The organism is Tenacibaculum aestuariivivum, from assembly GCF_964507685.1.
Classification (GTDB): domain Bacteria; phylum Bacteroidota; class Bacteroidia; order Flavobacteriales; family Flavobacteriaceae; genus Polaribacter; species Polaribacter aestuariivivum.
In genome coordinates this window covers 1,642,466-1,657,961 of record NZ_OZ208414.1, presented here as the reverse complement: position 1 = coordinate 1,657,961, position 15,496 = coordinate 1,642,466, and the positions used below count along the sequence as shown (strand labels likewise).

The 15,496-nt window shown below is 29.4% G+C and carries 12 protein-coding genes; 8 read left to right on the top strand and 4 right to left on the bottom strand.

Features of this window, described 5'->3' with window-relative positions:
• Positions 1 to 11: 11 nt before the first annotated feature.
• Entirely contained in the window at positions 12 to 1,052 is a 1,041-nt protein-coding gene (gene mutY, locus ACN5J4_RS07300) for an A/G-specific adenine glycosylase (RefSeq protein WP_418649356.1), read from the bottom strand.
• A 132-nt stretch (positions 1,053 to 1,184) separates the two neighbouring features.
• Between mutY and ACN5J4_RS07295 the strand changes: the two genes are divergently transcribed.
• Together ACN5J4_RS07295 and ACN5J4_RS07290 are read left to right on the top strand one after the other, a co-directional pair.
• Positions 1,185 to 1,475 carry an HU family DNA-binding protein gene (locus tag ACN5J4_RS07295; protein ID WP_068702156.1) on the top strand — a complete coding sequence of 97 codons (291 nt, stop codon included), beginning with the start codon at positions 1,185 to 1,187 and terminating at the stop codon, positions 1,473 to 1,475.
• Positions 1,476 to 1,771: 296 nt separating this feature from the next.
• Positions 1,772 to 3,307, top strand: a complete 1,536-nt coding sequence (locus tag ACN5J4_RS07290) for an Rne/Rng family ribonuclease (protein WP_418649355.1) — start codon at positions 1,772 to 1,774, stop codon at positions 3,305 to 3,307.
• Positions 3,308 to 3,367: 60 nt separating this feature from the next.
• On the opposite strand, the gene ACN5J4_RS07285 is transcribed toward ACN5J4_RS07290, so the two are convergent.
• Positions 3,368 to 5,554 carry a patatin-like phospholipase family protein gene (locus ACN5J4_RS07285; protein ID WP_418649354.1) on the bottom strand — a complete coding sequence of 729 codons (2,187 nt, stop codon included), beginning with the start codon at positions 5,552 to 5,554 and terminating at the stop codon, positions 3,368 to 3,370.
• Complete coding sequence (gene uvrC, locus ACN5J4_RS07280) at positions 5,551 to 7,347, bottom strand: excinuclease ABC subunit UvrC (RefSeq protein WP_418649353.1); 1,797 nt, start codon at positions 7,345 to 7,347, stop codon at positions 5,551 to 5,553. The genes ACN5J4_RS07285 and uvrC overlap by 4 nt, the downstream gene beginning before the upstream one ends.
• 41 nt (positions 7,348 to 7,388) lie before the next feature.
• Between uvrC and ACN5J4_RS07275 the strand changes: the two genes are divergently transcribed.
• The 6 genes from ACN5J4_RS07275 to ACN5J4_RS07250 all read left to right on the top strand — a co-directional run bounded on the left by ACN5J4_RS07275 (position 7,389) and on the right by ACN5J4_RS07250 (position 13,935).
• A complete protein-coding gene (locus ACN5J4_RS07275; RefSeq protein WP_418649352.1) occupies positions 7,389 to 9,191 on the top strand; it encodes a MutS-related protein in 1,803 nt (600 codons plus the stop codon).
• 87 nt (positions 9,192 to 9,278) lie between these two features.
• Positions 9,279 to 10,271: a GTP 3',8-cyclase MoaA gene (gene moaA / locus ACN5J4_RS07270; protein ID WP_418649351.1), complete on the top strand. Its 993-nt coding sequence runs from the start codon at positions 9,279 to 9,281 to the stop codon at positions 10,269 to 10,271.
• A gap of 52 nt (positions 10,272 to 10,323) precedes the next feature.
• On the top strand, positions 10,324 to 11,565 hold the full coding sequence (locus tag ACN5J4_RS07265) for a molybdopterin molybdotransferase MoeA (protein ID WP_418649350.1): 1,242 nt from the start codon (positions 10,324 to 10,326) through the stop codon (positions 11,563 to 11,565).
• Positions 11,562 to 12,038, top strand: coding sequence for a cyclic pyranopterin monophosphate synthase MoaC (gene moaC / locus ACN5J4_RS07260; protein WP_418649349.1), 477 nt, complete (start codon positions 11,562 to 11,564; stop codon positions 12,036 to 12,038). Before ACN5J4_RS07265 ends, moaC begins: the two co-directional genes overlap by 4 nt.
• Positions 12,031 to 12,816 carry a pyrroline-5-carboxylate reductase gene (gene proC, locus ACN5J4_RS07255; protein WP_418649348.1) on the top strand — a complete coding sequence of 262 codons (786 nt, stop codon included), beginning with the start codon at positions 12,031 to 12,033 and terminating at the stop codon, positions 12,814 to 12,816. The genes moaC and proC overlap by 8 nt, the downstream gene beginning before the upstream one ends.
• Entirely contained in the window at positions 12,817 to 13,935 is a 1,119-nt protein-coding gene (locus tag ACN5J4_RS07250) for an NTP transferase domain-containing protein (protein ID WP_418649347.1), read from the top strand.
• Positions 13,936 to 14,119: 184 nt separating this feature from the next.
• Here the strand turns inward: ACN5J4_RS07250 and rimK are convergent, their stop codons facing one another.
• Complete coding sequence (gene rimK, locus ACN5J4_RS07245) at positions 14,120 to 15,490, bottom strand: 30S ribosomal protein S6--L-glutamate ligase (protein WP_418649346.1); 1,371 nt, start codon at positions 15,488 to 15,490, stop codon at positions 14,120 to 14,122.
• Positions 15,491 to 15,496: the final 6 nt, after the last annotated feature.

Here is a 15,496-nt window from a genome sequence, read left to right as displayed (position 1 = left end):
TACAAAATTTACTATTTGGTATTTATAAATTCGGTTAAAAAATTATCAATTAATACCGGCACCGGAAACTGCTTAATACTTTTCCATAAAATATTTTTTTGGCTAATATTATTGGTTTTAACAATCCAAAATTTGGTAAATAAATGCTGATGAGAGAGTTTATGCACAACGTCTTTTTGATTAAATAATGACAATAAGGTATCTTTAGGAAACAATGATGAGAATTGTTGATGTAATATTAATTCCGTTTCATCTATTGGCGTTAAAGTTTCAATTAAAGGAAACTGATACAACCCTTGCCAAATACCCTTTCCTAACCTTTGCTCAATAATTGTTTTATCATCATCAGTAACGGTTACCAAATAATTAAAATAACGTTTTTTTACTTTGTTTTTTTTCTCTTTTACTGGAAAATCTTTAATTTGTTGCTTTTCTAAAGCAACACAACTTGCCGACAAAGGACACGAGTCACATAATGGGTTTTGAGGTTTACATTGTAAAGCTCCAAAATCCATTATTGCCTGATTATAAATTCCAGGCTGCGTTTCATCAATTAAAGTTTGTGCCAAAACCTTAAACTCCTTTATTCCTTTAGACGAATTAATTGGTGTACTAATGCCATAATAGCGTGCCAAAACTCTATACACATTACCATCAACCACAGCAACTGGTTCGTTAAAACTAATCGATGCAATGGCGGAAGCAGTATAGTCTCCAATTCCTTTTAACTTTAAAAGTTCTTTATAACTACTAGGAAAAACCCCATTAAATTCCTTTACAATATGTTTTGCTGTAAAATGTAAGTTTCTTGCCCTAGAGTAATACCCTAAGCCTTGCCATAATTTAAGCACCTTACTTTCATCAGCTTTTGCTAAATCAAACACGGTTTCAAACTCGTTTGTAAAGGTTATAAAATAAGGCATTCCTTGTGCTACTCGCGTTTGCTGAAGCATAATTTCACTTAACCAAACCCAATAAGGATCTTTAGTTTTACGCCAAGGCAAATCTCTTTCATTATTTAAATACCAGTAAACAAGACGATTAGCAATCATTACTTCTATAAATTGAACTCACAAAATTACTGTTTTTTATTTAGTTTTTTTTATTCTTATTATTTTCCGAATAGATTAATTATCATATATTTGCACCCTCATTTCAAAAATTAAATTCAAAATATATATAGGATGACAAAAGCAGATATCGTATCTAAAATTTCAGATAAGAGTGGAATTGAAAAAGCGGATGTATTAGCAACTGTTGAGGCGTTTATGGACGAAGTAAAAGATGCACTAGAGAGCGGTGACAATGTATATTTAAGAGGTTTTGGTAGTTTTATTATCAAAACAAGAGCAGAAAAAACAGGTAGAAATATTTCTAAAAACACTACTATTAAAATACCTGCTCACAACATACCTGCTTTTAAACCTTCAAAGGTTTTTACAGAAGGTGTTAAAACTAAAGTATCTGTAAAATAATAAAGTTATTAACCTAAAGTCTTTATTTCTAAAGATTTTATAAAACATTTTAATTATGCCAAGCGGTAAAAAAAGAAAGAGAGCAAAAATCTCGACACACAAAAGAAAGAAAAGAGCAAGAGCAAATCGTCATAAGAAAAAGTAAGCTAACGCTTACTTTTTCGTTGCTTTTATAGCTTATTAAGTTCATTGACATTAAGGTTTAAACACCTTAAAACGGTATAAAAACTATACCTGTTTACAAATTTTAATCCGTCTTCGTAAAATTATTACGTTGGCACAAAACTATATTCAGAATGAAAACAGAATTAATAATTCGTTCAAATTCTTCTGATATTGATTTCGCCTTACTAAGAGATGGTAGACTTATTGAACTAAACAAAGAAACAAGCGATAATAAATTTTCTGTCGGTGATATTTTCCTAGCTAAAATAGGAAAAGTTATGACAGGATTAAATGCCGCTTTTGTTAATGTTGGATACCCTAAAGATGGTTTTTTACACTACCATGATTTAGGTCCACAAGTACAATCTTTAAATAGTTTTATTAAGAAGGTAAGCATAGGTAATTATAAAGATTTCACTTTAAAAAACTTTCGCGCTGAAAAGGATATCAATAAAGACGGAAGTATTAATGATGTACTAAAATCAGGTCAAAATTTATTAGTACAAATTGTAAAAGAACCAATTTCTACCAAAGGTCCGCGTATTAGCTCGGAACTATCAATAGCTGGTAGATATTTAGTTTTAGTTCCTTTTTCTAACAGAGTATCTGTATCTCAAAAAATAGCAGATCCAAAAGAAAAAGAACGTTTAAAAAAATTAGCAAAAAGTATCAAACCTAAAGGGTTTGGACTTATTTTACGTACTGTTGCCCAAGACAAAAAGGTAGCAGAACTAGATAAAGATTTACAAAATTCACTTGAACGTTGGGAAAAAATGTGCAATAGTATTGCTAATCAAAATACTCCAACAAAAATATTAAGTGAGTTAAACAGAGCATCTTCTATATTAAGAGATGTAATGAACGATTCTTTTACAAGCATAGTAACCAATGATGAAACTTTAATGATTGAAATTAAAGAGTATTTACAAGAAATATACCCTGAAAAGGAAAAAATTGTAAAACTTCATAAGGCTGACACTCCTATTTTTGAAAAATATGGTATTGAACGTCAAATAAAATCATCATTTGGTAAAACAGTTTCTATGAGCAAAGGTGCGTACTTAGTTATTGAACACACCGAAGCCTTACATGTTATTGATGTAAACAGCGGAAATCGCTCAAACAAAGCTTTAAGCCAAGAAGAAACTGCTTTAGAAGTTAACCTAATTTCTGCTACAGAAGTAGCACGCCAATTACAACTACGTGATATGGGTGGAATTATAGTGGTTGACTTTATTGATATGAAAAGTACTGAAAACAGACAAAAATTATATCAACATTTAAAAGACGCAATGTCTTTAGACCGTACTAAACACAAAATATTACCTCCAAGTAAGTTTGGTTTAATACAAATTACAAGACAACGTGTACGACCTGAATTAGAAATAAAAACACGTGAACCAAATCCTAATAAAAACGGAGAGGTTGAAGCTCCTATTGTTTTAATAGACAAAATAGAAGTTGAATTAGAGCGACTTATTAATGGCGATAAAGAATATAAAGAAATCACACTAAATGTGCATCCTTTTATAGCCGCTTATTTAACAAAAGGTCTAATTTCTATTCGTTTAAAATGGTTCATTGAACACAAAAAGTGGATTAAAATATTACCTCGAGATGCTTACCAATACTTACAGTATAATTTTCTCTTAAAAAAGAAAAAGTAAGTAAGGAAATCTTATTATGAAATAAAAACCCGTTTCTTTCGAAACGGGTTTTTTTATGCTTTAAAACCAAAAACCTAAGTTAAATAACCAATATTTTTGATTATGATCAGGAGACCATGTATATTTTAATTCTAAAGGACCTAAGAAAGTTTCTAAACTGTAACCCATAGCATAACCTGACTTAGTATTATTTAAAACATTTCCTCCTGATAAAATATTTTCATCTATACGGGCATAATTAGCAATAAATACAGCGTAATGTTTATTTATTAATTGATATCTAAAATTAAATTCTGACTTTAAAAAGGATTGGTTACTTAAAGCTCCCGAATCATACCCATACAAAGGTTTAAAATTATTAATATAATTTTGGTTATAACCACCTAAACGGTAATCAAACATTTGAGATGTTTTTTTACCTAACGTATAGCCAAAATCTGAAGTACACTCAAGTGTTAAATTTTCATTAAAAGTTGTTGCAAAACCTATAGTTACTGATGCTTGTGAAAACTGACTAAACAAATCACTTTCTGGTGCTAGTTTCTTTAACCCTTTATTTCTATCTGACCAAAGAAACCATTTAAAACCAATATTAGCATAAAATCCTTTGGTAGGAAACATTACTTTATTGTAAGTATCTAATTTTAAAAAAGTATATAAATTCATATAATTACTTTTATCAAAAAAAATTTCTTCACCATTAGTTAAAATATTTTCTGACGATACTTGTAACCTTTTATGTTCAACTCCTACTCCTAAAGCAAATTTCTTATCAAATGTTGTTTTTAAATACAACGCATTTATAAGGTCATTATATTTTATATTAATAAGGTTTTCATCAAATAAAAATTCGCTTTTAAAAGAATTGTACCTTGATGAAAAACCATAACTAGGCCTTGCTCCATTATCTATAAAATACTGTAAATCATATCGAATTCTGTCACCTATTGCTATATCTAACGACAACTCATCATTTTGTTTTATTAATTTTTTATGATTGTAATTTAATAAAACGGCCGACTTGTATAACAAATCATAATGCAACCCTAATCGCAAATAAGACCTTGTATCTTCCTCATTAACAATCAACTCCAACTTTCTCCCTCTAAAAGACTTTTTTAAATGATAATCAATTCTTTTAAAATTTTTAGAAGCCGTGAGTGTATTTATTTTTCTAGAAATACTTTTATAAGAAACACTATCACCTTCTGATAATTGAAGTTTATTTAAAATATAATCATTTGTATAATTTTTATTCCCCTTAATTACAATTCTATCTACTAAAAACTTACTTTTATTTAAGTTTACTACATAAGGTTTCCTTTTATTTTTTTGAAGCTTAGCAATACTATCAAAAACTACTTTAAAAGGCTTTACAGCTTTAAAACCTTCTTTTAATATTTCTTCTTTTTTATCAAAAGCAATTACATTATACTCTAAAAGATTTGGTTGAATATAAACATCCAGCAATCCAACTTGTTCATCAGATTTTTTATACATCTGAAAATTAATTATTTGCATCAATAAAGAAGCTACTGATGATAACTCTTTTTTATTTAATAACTCACCCTGTACGCTAACACCAATAATAAAGTCTACCTTCTTTTTCATAATATCAACAGGAAAATTATTTACAACTCCTCCGTCAATCATTAATTTTCCATCAATTTCTACAGGATTTAACAACGATGGAAAAGCAGCACTTGCTCTTAAAGCCAAAGGCAAAGACCCATTTTCTAAAACTACCTCTTCTCCTGTTTCAATATTTGTAGCAATGCAGTAAAAAGGTATGGGAAGTTTTGAAAAATTTTGAATACTATCAACAGGCGCTAACAATTCTGTCAAAAAATTCAACGCATTTTGTCCTTTTGATAACCCTAAAGGTAGTGCAATTTTACCTTCTTTAATAGGTAATGTAATGGCGTATTTTTCACCATATTGCTTACTAAAAAAAGGCATTTCTCTTCTTGATATTTGATCTCTAGCAACTTTCATGAAATCAGTTTTCAATACAATTTTTTTTATTTGATCTGCAGAGTAACCTGCAGCATACAAACCACCAATAATAGCGCCCATGCTGGTACCACCAATATAATCTATTTGCATACCAGAGTTTTCAATTTCTTTTAAAACTGATACATGTGCAAGGCCTTTAGCTCCGCCTCCACTTAACACCAATCCAACTTTTGGTTGGTTTTGCCCTAGTAATACCAGTGGAAAAAACAATACAATTAACAACTTTTTCATTCTTTTTCTTTTTGATAAAATTGATGTATTTTTTGAGCCCTTGAAAACCCAACAACTTCTTTTAAATCTTCTAACGTAGCTTCTTTAACCCTTTTTGCCGATTTAAACTTACGTAATAAAGTAGCAATGGTTTGTGTACCAATATCAGGTATTTGTTCAAGCTCTGATTTTATAGCACTTTTACTTCTTTTATTTCTATGAAACGTAATTCCAAATCGATGGGCTTCATTTCGTAAAAACTGAATTATTTTTAAACTTTCTGATTTTTTATCTAAATACAGCGGAACTGAATCTCCTGGGTAATAAATTTCTTCTAATCGTTTTGCAATACCAATAATAGCTATTTTTCCACGTAATCCTAAAATATCTAAACTTTTTAAAGCAGATGACAACTGCCCCTTTCCGCCATCTATAACAATAAGCTGCGGTAGCGGTTGTTTTTCTTCCAGTAATCGTTTATAACGTCGAAAAACAACCTCTTCCATCGACGCAAAATCATCAGGCCCTTCTACCGTTTTTATATTATAATGACGATACTCTTTTTTACTAGGTTTACCGTTTTTAAAAACTACGCATGCAGCTACTGGATGAGTACCTTGTATGTTTGAATTATCAAAACATTCAATATGTCTTGGCTCTTCGTGTAAACGCAAATCTTTTTGCATTTGAGTCATTATACGTTTTACATGGCGTTCAGGGTCAACAATTTTTATTTGCTTAAACTGCTCCATACGGTAATATTTGGCATTTCTTTCAGATAAATCAACAATACGTTTTTTATCACCTAATTTAGGTACTGTAACTTTTATTTGCTCTCCCAAGTCAACCTTAAAAGGCACATAAACTTCTCTTGATAATGAGTTAAACCTACTGCGTGTTTCAATTATAAACAACTCTAATAACTGCTTATCAGTTTCAGCTAATTTCTTTTTTATTTCTGTGGTGTATGATTGTACAATTGCACCATTCATCACCTTAAAAAAGTTTGCATATCCGTGAGTTTCATCAGAAATAATTGAAAAAACATCTACGTTATTAATTGACGGATTCACAATAGTAGATTTTGCTTGATAATTTTTTAAAGACGCTAGTTTATCTTTAATTTTCTGAGCTTCTTCAAATTTCATTTCCGAAGCAAAAGCTAACATTATACGTTGTAACTTTTCTAAAATTTCTTTAAAATTACCTTTTAGTATATTTCGTATTGCTTTAATTTCTTCTTGGTAATTATCTTCATGCTGATGCCCTTCACATGGCCCTTTACAGTTACCTAAATGATACTCTAAACAAACTTTATATTTATAGGATGCAATTTTTTGTTCACTTAAATCATACGTGCAAGTGCGCAACGGATACAGCTCTTTTATTAAACTTAAAAGCGATTGTACCATTTTCATATTCGTGTATGGCCCAAAATATTCTGACCCATCTTTAATAACTCTACGAGTAGTAAATACTCTTGGAAAACGTTCTTTTTTAATACAAAGCCACGGATATGATTTATCATCTTTTAGCAAAACATTGTAACGAGGCTTATATTTTTTAATTAAGTTATTTTCAAGTAACAACGCATCTGTTTCTGTATCAACTACAATATGTTCAATTCTTACAATTTTTTTTACTAAAATACGTGTTTTTCCATTCTCGTGAGTTTTTGTAAAATAAGAGGAAACCCGCTTTTTTAAATTTTTAGCTTTTCCTACATATATAATTACATTATCCTTATCAAAATATTGATAAACCCCTGGTAAAACAGGCAATGTTTTTAATTGAATTTTTAATGAAGTTGGCATACAACGAAAATACAATTTTATTAAGATATTTAAGTTGCTATATGTACATTTACATTAATATTTATTTACAACCAATGCAAGAACCAATTCAGTTTTACAAAGACGAAATAAACAATTTAAATAGCCAATTAGTTAACCTAAAAAAAAGGTTACGAACAACTAGTATTTTAAGACTTTTAGTGTTTTTATGCATTTCGTTTTCAATTTATTTAGCTGTTACAAAAAATAATTTATTTTTTATTGTTAGTTTCCTTTTAACAATTGTTTTTGTTTTTTTAATAACGAAACACCTTCAATTAAAACAACAAAAAAATCTTATTCAGGCTAAGCTGAATATTAATAAAATAGAAATAAGGGTTTTAAACGGAGAATATATACATTTAGATAGTGGTAAAGAATTTACCAATCCAGCGCATTATTTTAGTAATGATGTTGATTTGTTTGGAAACAGCTCATTCTTTCAATACCTCAACAGAACCGCAACTGCAGAAGGAAAAAAATTACTAGCCAATATTTTAAGTAGTAATAACATTAAGGCTATTGAAGAAAAACAAAAAGTTACACAAGAACTTGCACTAAAAATAACTTGGCGACAACATTTTACAGCGGTAGCAAATTTAATAAATACAAAAACAGCCATATCTACTATTGTAAATTGGGTACATTCATACAAGCAAAAGCTCCCTACATTTTTGATGTTATTTTCATATGGTTTTTCTGGAGTATCAATTATATTAATTAGCCTATTAAGTTTTAGTATTATTCCTTTTTCAATTGTGCTAATTTGGTTTTTAATTGGGTTGTCAATTACAGCTTTTTATATTAAAAGCATTCAAGAACTAGCTACTGAAACAGATAAAGCAAAAGAAACATTTAATCAATATCATCAATTATTAGCTCACATAGAAAATGAAGAATTTACAAATTCGAAATTAAAAAGTGAACAAGAAAAAATTAAACAAGAAAACAAAAAAGCCTCTACAATATTTAAAGAATTTTCTAAAAAATTAGATGCTTTTGACCAAAGAAGTAATTTAATGATTGCGCTTGCAGGTAACGGACTTTTTCTGTTAGATATTCGCAACACTATTAAAATAGAAAAATGGATTATTACTTATAAAACCACTGTAGAAGAATGGTTTAATGTAGTTTCTTTTTTTGATGCGCAAAATTCGTTAGCTAACTTTGTTTATAACAAACCTAAATATGTTTTTCCTACTATTACTAAAGAAAAAGCTGTTTTAAATGCTATAAACTTAGGACACCCTTTATTAGATGCTACAAAAAGAATTGATAACGATTTTGTTATCAATAATGAAGAGTTTTTTATTGTTACAGGGGCAAATATGGCTGGTAAAAGTACTTTTTTAAGAAGTATTTCACTAGCTATTGTAATGTCAAATACAGGTTTACCAATTTGTGCAGAAAAAATTTATTATAACCCAATAAAACTAATTACAAGTATGCGAACTTCAGATTCGTTAAACGATGATGAATCATACTTTTATGCTGAATTAAAGCGTTTAAAATTTATTGTAAATGAAATTAAAGATGAAAATTATTTTATCATTTTAGATGAAATTTTAAAAGGAACAAATAGTAAAGACAAAGCTAGTGGCTCTAAAAAATTCGTTGAAAAACTAAACAACTCAAAATCTACCGGAATTATTGCTACCCACGATGTAAGTTTATGTGATTTAGCTACAGAATATAGCACTATCAAAAACTATTATTTTGATGCCGAAATTATAAATGACGAGCTACATTTTGATTATAAAATGAAAAACGGAGTATGTAAAAATATGAATGCTTCTTTTTTATTAAAGAAAATGGATATTGTATAAAACTTTTAGTTTTTTTGAAAAAAAATCAACATAAAACTATGATAAAAGACAAGAAATAATTACTTCATTAATCCGTATCTTTGTTATATGCACAAACTTATTGATAATTTTGGCAGACAAATCAATTATATTCGATTGGCTGTAACTGACCGCTGTAACCTTCGTTGCCAATATTGTATGCCCGCAAAAGGAATTGATATTGTTCCTAGAAAAGAATTATTAACTTATAAAGAAATGTATCGCCTAATTCGAGTACTTACCGAATTAGGCGTAAATAAAGTGCGTTTAACAGGTGGTGAACCTTTTGTTCGTAAAGATTTTATGTCGTTTTTAGAAATGCTTTCTTATAACGATTTATTAGATGAAATTAATATTACAACAAACGGCGCATTAATTTCTGAACACATCGAAACTTTAGAAAAATTGGATAAAGTAAAAAACATCAATTTAAGTCTTGATAGTCTAAATACCGATAAATTTGCTAAAATTACACGTCGTGATGTATTTCCTGAAGTATATAAAACTTTTGAATTATTAGAAAAAAGCTCTTTAAACTTAAAACTAAATGTAGTTATACAAGCTGGTTTTAATACTGATGAAATTAATGATTTTGTTGGCTTAACTAAAGATAAAAATATTGCTATTCGATTTATTGAAGAAATGCCTTTTAACGGAAAAGGACAACGAAATATTCAAGAAAACTGGAATTATAACAAAATTTTAGAAGAAATAAAATCTCAATATTCCGTAGAAAATATAATTTCAGAAAAATCATCAACTTCTCGTAATTTCTCTATCAAAAACCATCAAGGAACTGTGGGAATTATTCCTGCTTTTACCCGTACTATTTGCAATGATTGCAACCGTATAAGAATTACATCTACAGGAACTTTTAAAAATTGTTTGTTTGATGATGGTGTTTTTAACTTACGTGATTTTATCAGAAATGGTGCTTCTAATGACGATTTAAAAGAACTTTTTTTATCATTAATAAAAGAAAAACCCGAAAATGGTTTTATTGCTGAAGCAAACAGAAAACAAGGAAGTGTTTCTGAAAGTATGAGTACAATTGGTGGATAATTAATTATAAAAACATCAGTTTTAGCAAAATTGATAACTTTTTCATAAACATATGATTTCAGTAAAAAATGCAAAAGAAATAATTCAACAAAATACGTTAGATTTTGGAACAGAAAATATTCCTTTTATGGAATCTGTTGGTCGAATTTTAAAAGAAAATATTCTTGCCGATAGAGATTTCCCTCCTTTCAATCGTGTTTCTATGGACGGAATCGCTATTAACTACCTTCATTTTGAAAATGGAAAACGTAGTTTTAAAATTGAAGGAATTCAACCTGCAGGAAGCGAAAAATTAACAATGCTAAATTCCGAAAATTGTATTGAAGTAATGACGGGCGCAGTATTACCAAATAATTGCGATACAGTAATCAGATATGAAGATGTTATTATCAAAAATGGAATTGCAAAAATTACTATTGATACAATTAATGCAAATCAAAATGTACATCCGAAAGGAAAAGACAAATTACAAAACGATGTTTTAATCCATAAAAACACACTTATTTCTTCTGCCGAAATCGGCGTGATTGCTACGGTTGGTAAATCAACTGTAAAAGTAGCAAAACAGCCTAAAGTAATAATTATTTCTACTGGTGATGAATTAGTTGATGTAAATGAAAATCCGCTAGATTATCAAATTAGAAAATCGAATGTTTATACCTTGGTTTCCTTATTAAAGGAATTACATATTCCTTCAGAAATTGTTCATATTACAGATAGTAAATCAATTTTAAAAGAAAAAATAAGTAACTATTTACAAGAATACGATGTGTTATTATGTAGCGGTGCAGTTAGTAAAGGTAAATTTGATTTTTTACCCGAAGTATTTACTGAATTAGGTGTTAATAAATTATTTCATAAAGTAGCGCAACGCCCAGGAAAACCTTTTTGGTTCGGACGCATAGCGTCTTTAGGTATTAGTGAGCAAGATCTTTATCCAGAGCTTAAAAAAAATGATGTAATTGTCTTTGCTTTTCCTGGAAACCCAATTTCTACTTTTGTAAATTGTTTGGTTTATTTTTATGATTGGTATTATAAATCAATCGGAAATAAAGAAGATAAACAATTTGCTGTTCTTTCTGAAAATATTATTTTTAAACCCAATCTTACGTACTTTTTACAAGTTAAATTAGAAAACGTAAACGCGCAAATACTAGCAACTCCAATAAAAGCAAATGGTTCTGGAGATTTAGCTAGCTTAGTAAATGCTGATGGATTTATAGAAATACCAGCAACTGAACAAATCAATTTTAAAAAAGGAACTATTTTTCCTGTAATTAGATATAAAAAATGAGCAATTTCACGCACATAAACGAGAAAAACCAACCTAAAATGGTCAATGTTTCTGATAAAAAAATCACGAAACGAACGGCAATTGCAAAAGCTACGATGTTTTTAGGTTCAGAAATTATTTCTCATTTTAAAAATGATGATTTAATCACCAAAAAAGGACCTGTTTTTCAAACAGCAATTATAGCGGGTATTCAGGCTGTAAAAAAAACTTCGGATATTATTCCCATGTGTCATCCTTTATTAATTAATGGCGTAGATATTGACATCAATATTATTGATAAAGAACATTTAGAAGTGTTTTGTAAAGTAACTATTGAAGGAAAAACAGGCGTAGAAATGGAAGCATTAACAGGTGCATCGGCAACTTGTTTAACCATTTATGATATGTGTAAGGCGATTAATCAAAAAATGATTATTAAAGAAATAACATTACTAGAAAAAACAGGAGGTAAATCTGATATAAAAAATGGATAAAATAGCAATCATTGGAGCAGGAAAATTAGGATGTGCAATTGCAGATGGACTTTTAGAAAGTGGATTACATCCAACCGATTTAAGTTTATCAAGAAGAAATACCAAGGCGTTAAAAAAATATGCTGATAACGGAACTTTAGTTACAACTATAAATAATGATGTTATTAAAAATGCAAACATTATTATTTTATGTGTAAAACCTCAAAAAACTAAAGAAGTATTAGCCGAATTAACACCACAACTAACCGATCAAATAATTATTTCTACGGTTACAGGAATTGAACTATCCGATTTAAAAGGAATCCTTAAAAAAGAACTTCCATTGTTTAGAGCAATGCCAAATACTGCGGCGGCAATTAAACAATCTATGACTTGTATATCAACTATTGATAGTAATGAAACTCAGCAAAAACAAGTAGAAAACATCTTTAAAAACTTAGGTGAAACTGTTTTTATTGATGATGATTTAATGGCTTCTGCAACCGTTTTAGCTGCAAGTGGAATTGCTTTTGCCTTACGTTATCTTCGTGCTTCAATGCAGGGCGGTATTGAAATAGGCTTTAGTTCTGAGTTATCACAAAAAATAGCAGCGCAAACTTTAAAAGGAGCTGCTGAATTAATTTTACAACATGGAAATCATCCTGAAAGTGAAATTGATAAAGTAACAACACCACAAGGAATTACCATTACAGGTTTAAATAAAATGGAACAGAAAGGCTTTAGTACTTCTATTATTCAAGGAATTGTAGCTTCAAAAAACAAGATAGATAATTTATAAATGACACATCAAAAACACGCAAAAATCACTAGAAAACAAAACGATACTTACGCAACAAATGAAGTCGCTATTTTAGGAACAAATTGCGGTATTATTGCTGATTTAGTAAAGGATGTTTCTTTAAAACTATCAAATTATAATTTAGCCTATTTTGATGCTTCTCACGCCAAAAATGTTGATAAAAACGACTTTACCGAATACACTTTTCATCAGCAAGGTAATTTACAAATTAACACCACTTCTACTATTAATAACTTTGAACAACGGTTACAATTTATAAATCATGATTTTGTTTTTATCAACGGAAACCATTATCAAGGAGCAAAGCAAATTTTAATTTTAGACAATGAAAAAAAAGCATCTATTAAAAAACGATTATCTCAAATAACCAATATTCAATTTATTATAAAACGCACTTCTGATGTTCCTTATTTTGACTGTTTATTAGAAAAATTTCCACAGATAAAAAATATAACCTGTTACCAAATTGATGAAATTGATAAGATTACAACTCATATTAATTCTTTAATTCAAGAACATATTCCACCTGTAAAAGGTTTGGTTTTGACTGGTGGAAAAAGTACTCGTATGGGAACTGACAAATCGGAATTAAAATATTACGGAAAACCTCAAAAAGAATACACTAAAGAATTATTAGAAAACAATAATTTAAAGACATTTTACTCAGTACAAGTAGCTACTGATAAAACCATTACTTCGGATGAAATTGAGGATTCTTTTTTAAATTTAGGACCTTTTGGTGGAATTTGTTCTGCTTTTCAAAAAGACCCAAATTCGGCTTGGTTAGTTGTGGCTACAGATGTTCCTTTTGTAAATAAGGAGTTAATTCAATTACTTTTACAAAGAAGAAATCCGAGTAAAACAGCAACTACTATTAAAGGAAAAAACAAAGAATTTCCTGAGCCTTTAATTACCATTTATGAACCAAAAGCATATTCTAAATTATTACAATATTTAGCGCAAGGATATTCGTGTCCTCGAAAAATGTTAATTAATTCTGATATTGAAATTATTGAAGTTGATGATAATTTAATTAGAAATATTAATACTCCTGAAGAATTTGAAATAGCTAAAAAAGAAATTAATATAGCTATGTAAAATACGCTTAAAATTTATAAAAAAGCATAGCCCCGATTGAAGCATTTGTTTGAGCTCTTTTTTATTTTTCTTAAAAAAAGCGAGTGTGAAAAGCGGGAAATAGCTTCATCTATTTTATATTTTTTCTAAATAAAAATGACCCATTTTAATAAAATGAGTCATTTACTTTTATTAAACTTGGCTACTATTTTTTAAATTTTAGCTTTTTTTCAATTGCTTCAATCATAATATTAGCAATATCTAAACCTGTTGCTCCTTCAATACCTTCTAATCCTGGTGATGAGTTTACTTCTAATAATAAAGGTCCTTTGTTTGATCGTATAATATCTACTCCTGCCACAGGAAGATCTAAAATTTTAGCGGCTTTAATGGCTAATTTTCGCTCATCGGAAGTAATTTTAACTTTTGATGCCGACCCTCCTTGATGTATGTTTGCTCTAAACTCTCCTTTCTCAGCTTGTCTTTGCATTGATGCCACCACTTTTCCGTTTACTACAAAACAGCGTAAATCTTGCCCGTTTGCTTCTTTAATAAATTCTTGTACAAGAATGTTTGTTTTAACGCTTTTAAAAGCATTAATCACACTTTCAGCTGCTTTGGTAGTTTCTGCCAATACAACACCTTTTCCTTGTGTGCTTTCTAGTAATTTAATAATTAATGGAGCCCCATTTACCATTTTTACAAGATCTTTAGTATCTAAAGGTGAATTTGCAAAACCTGTAATAGGAATTTGTATATCGTTTTTAGCAAATAATTGTGTTGCTAATAATTTATCTCTTGATTGATTTATTGCATCGGCCGAATTTAAACAGTATGCTCCCATAGCATCAAACTGTCTTATTAAAGCACACGCGTAAAAGGTTATTGAGGGTTTAATACGTGGTATAATAGCATCAAATTCATCAATAACATTTCCGCCACGATAACGTATTTGAGGTTCTTTAGCATCAAACTTCATATATGCTTGCTGTACGTTTAAAAACACCATTTCGTGCCCTCTAGAGCGTCCAGCTTCCATAATACGCTTATTACTAAACAACGATGGATTACTGGCTAATAATGCTATTTTTAAGCCTGTTTTTTCCTTTTTAAAAGCAGCATATTTTTCGTCAATATCTTGCTCTGTAAAAGCAGGTAATAAATAAGTTACTGATGGGTTTACTAAATAACCGTTTGCTAAAGCTTCACGACCAAGTAACATTCGAAACTCCATAGAATCTCGATTAGCAAGTGTTAATTCAATATCAAAAATATCATTACCCAAAGTTACTGGAGCTATTATTACTAATCGTTCTTCAGAAATTCCCATTGAACTTTTAATAGATCTCTTTGAGTGAACTTTTGACTCACATGTAATACTAATACTTCTATTTTCTTGAAGTGGATTTACATCAAAACGTACCCACTCTTCAGTTCCTTTAAAAAAAGGGGTTATATTATTTGCTTGTATTGATGATGTTTTTGCACCAGAGTCTACTCTTGCTTTTATGGCGGGTATACCAAAACCATCGAAAGAACACCACTCTTCGCTTCCTACTATTTTTAAATTATTCAATGTAAT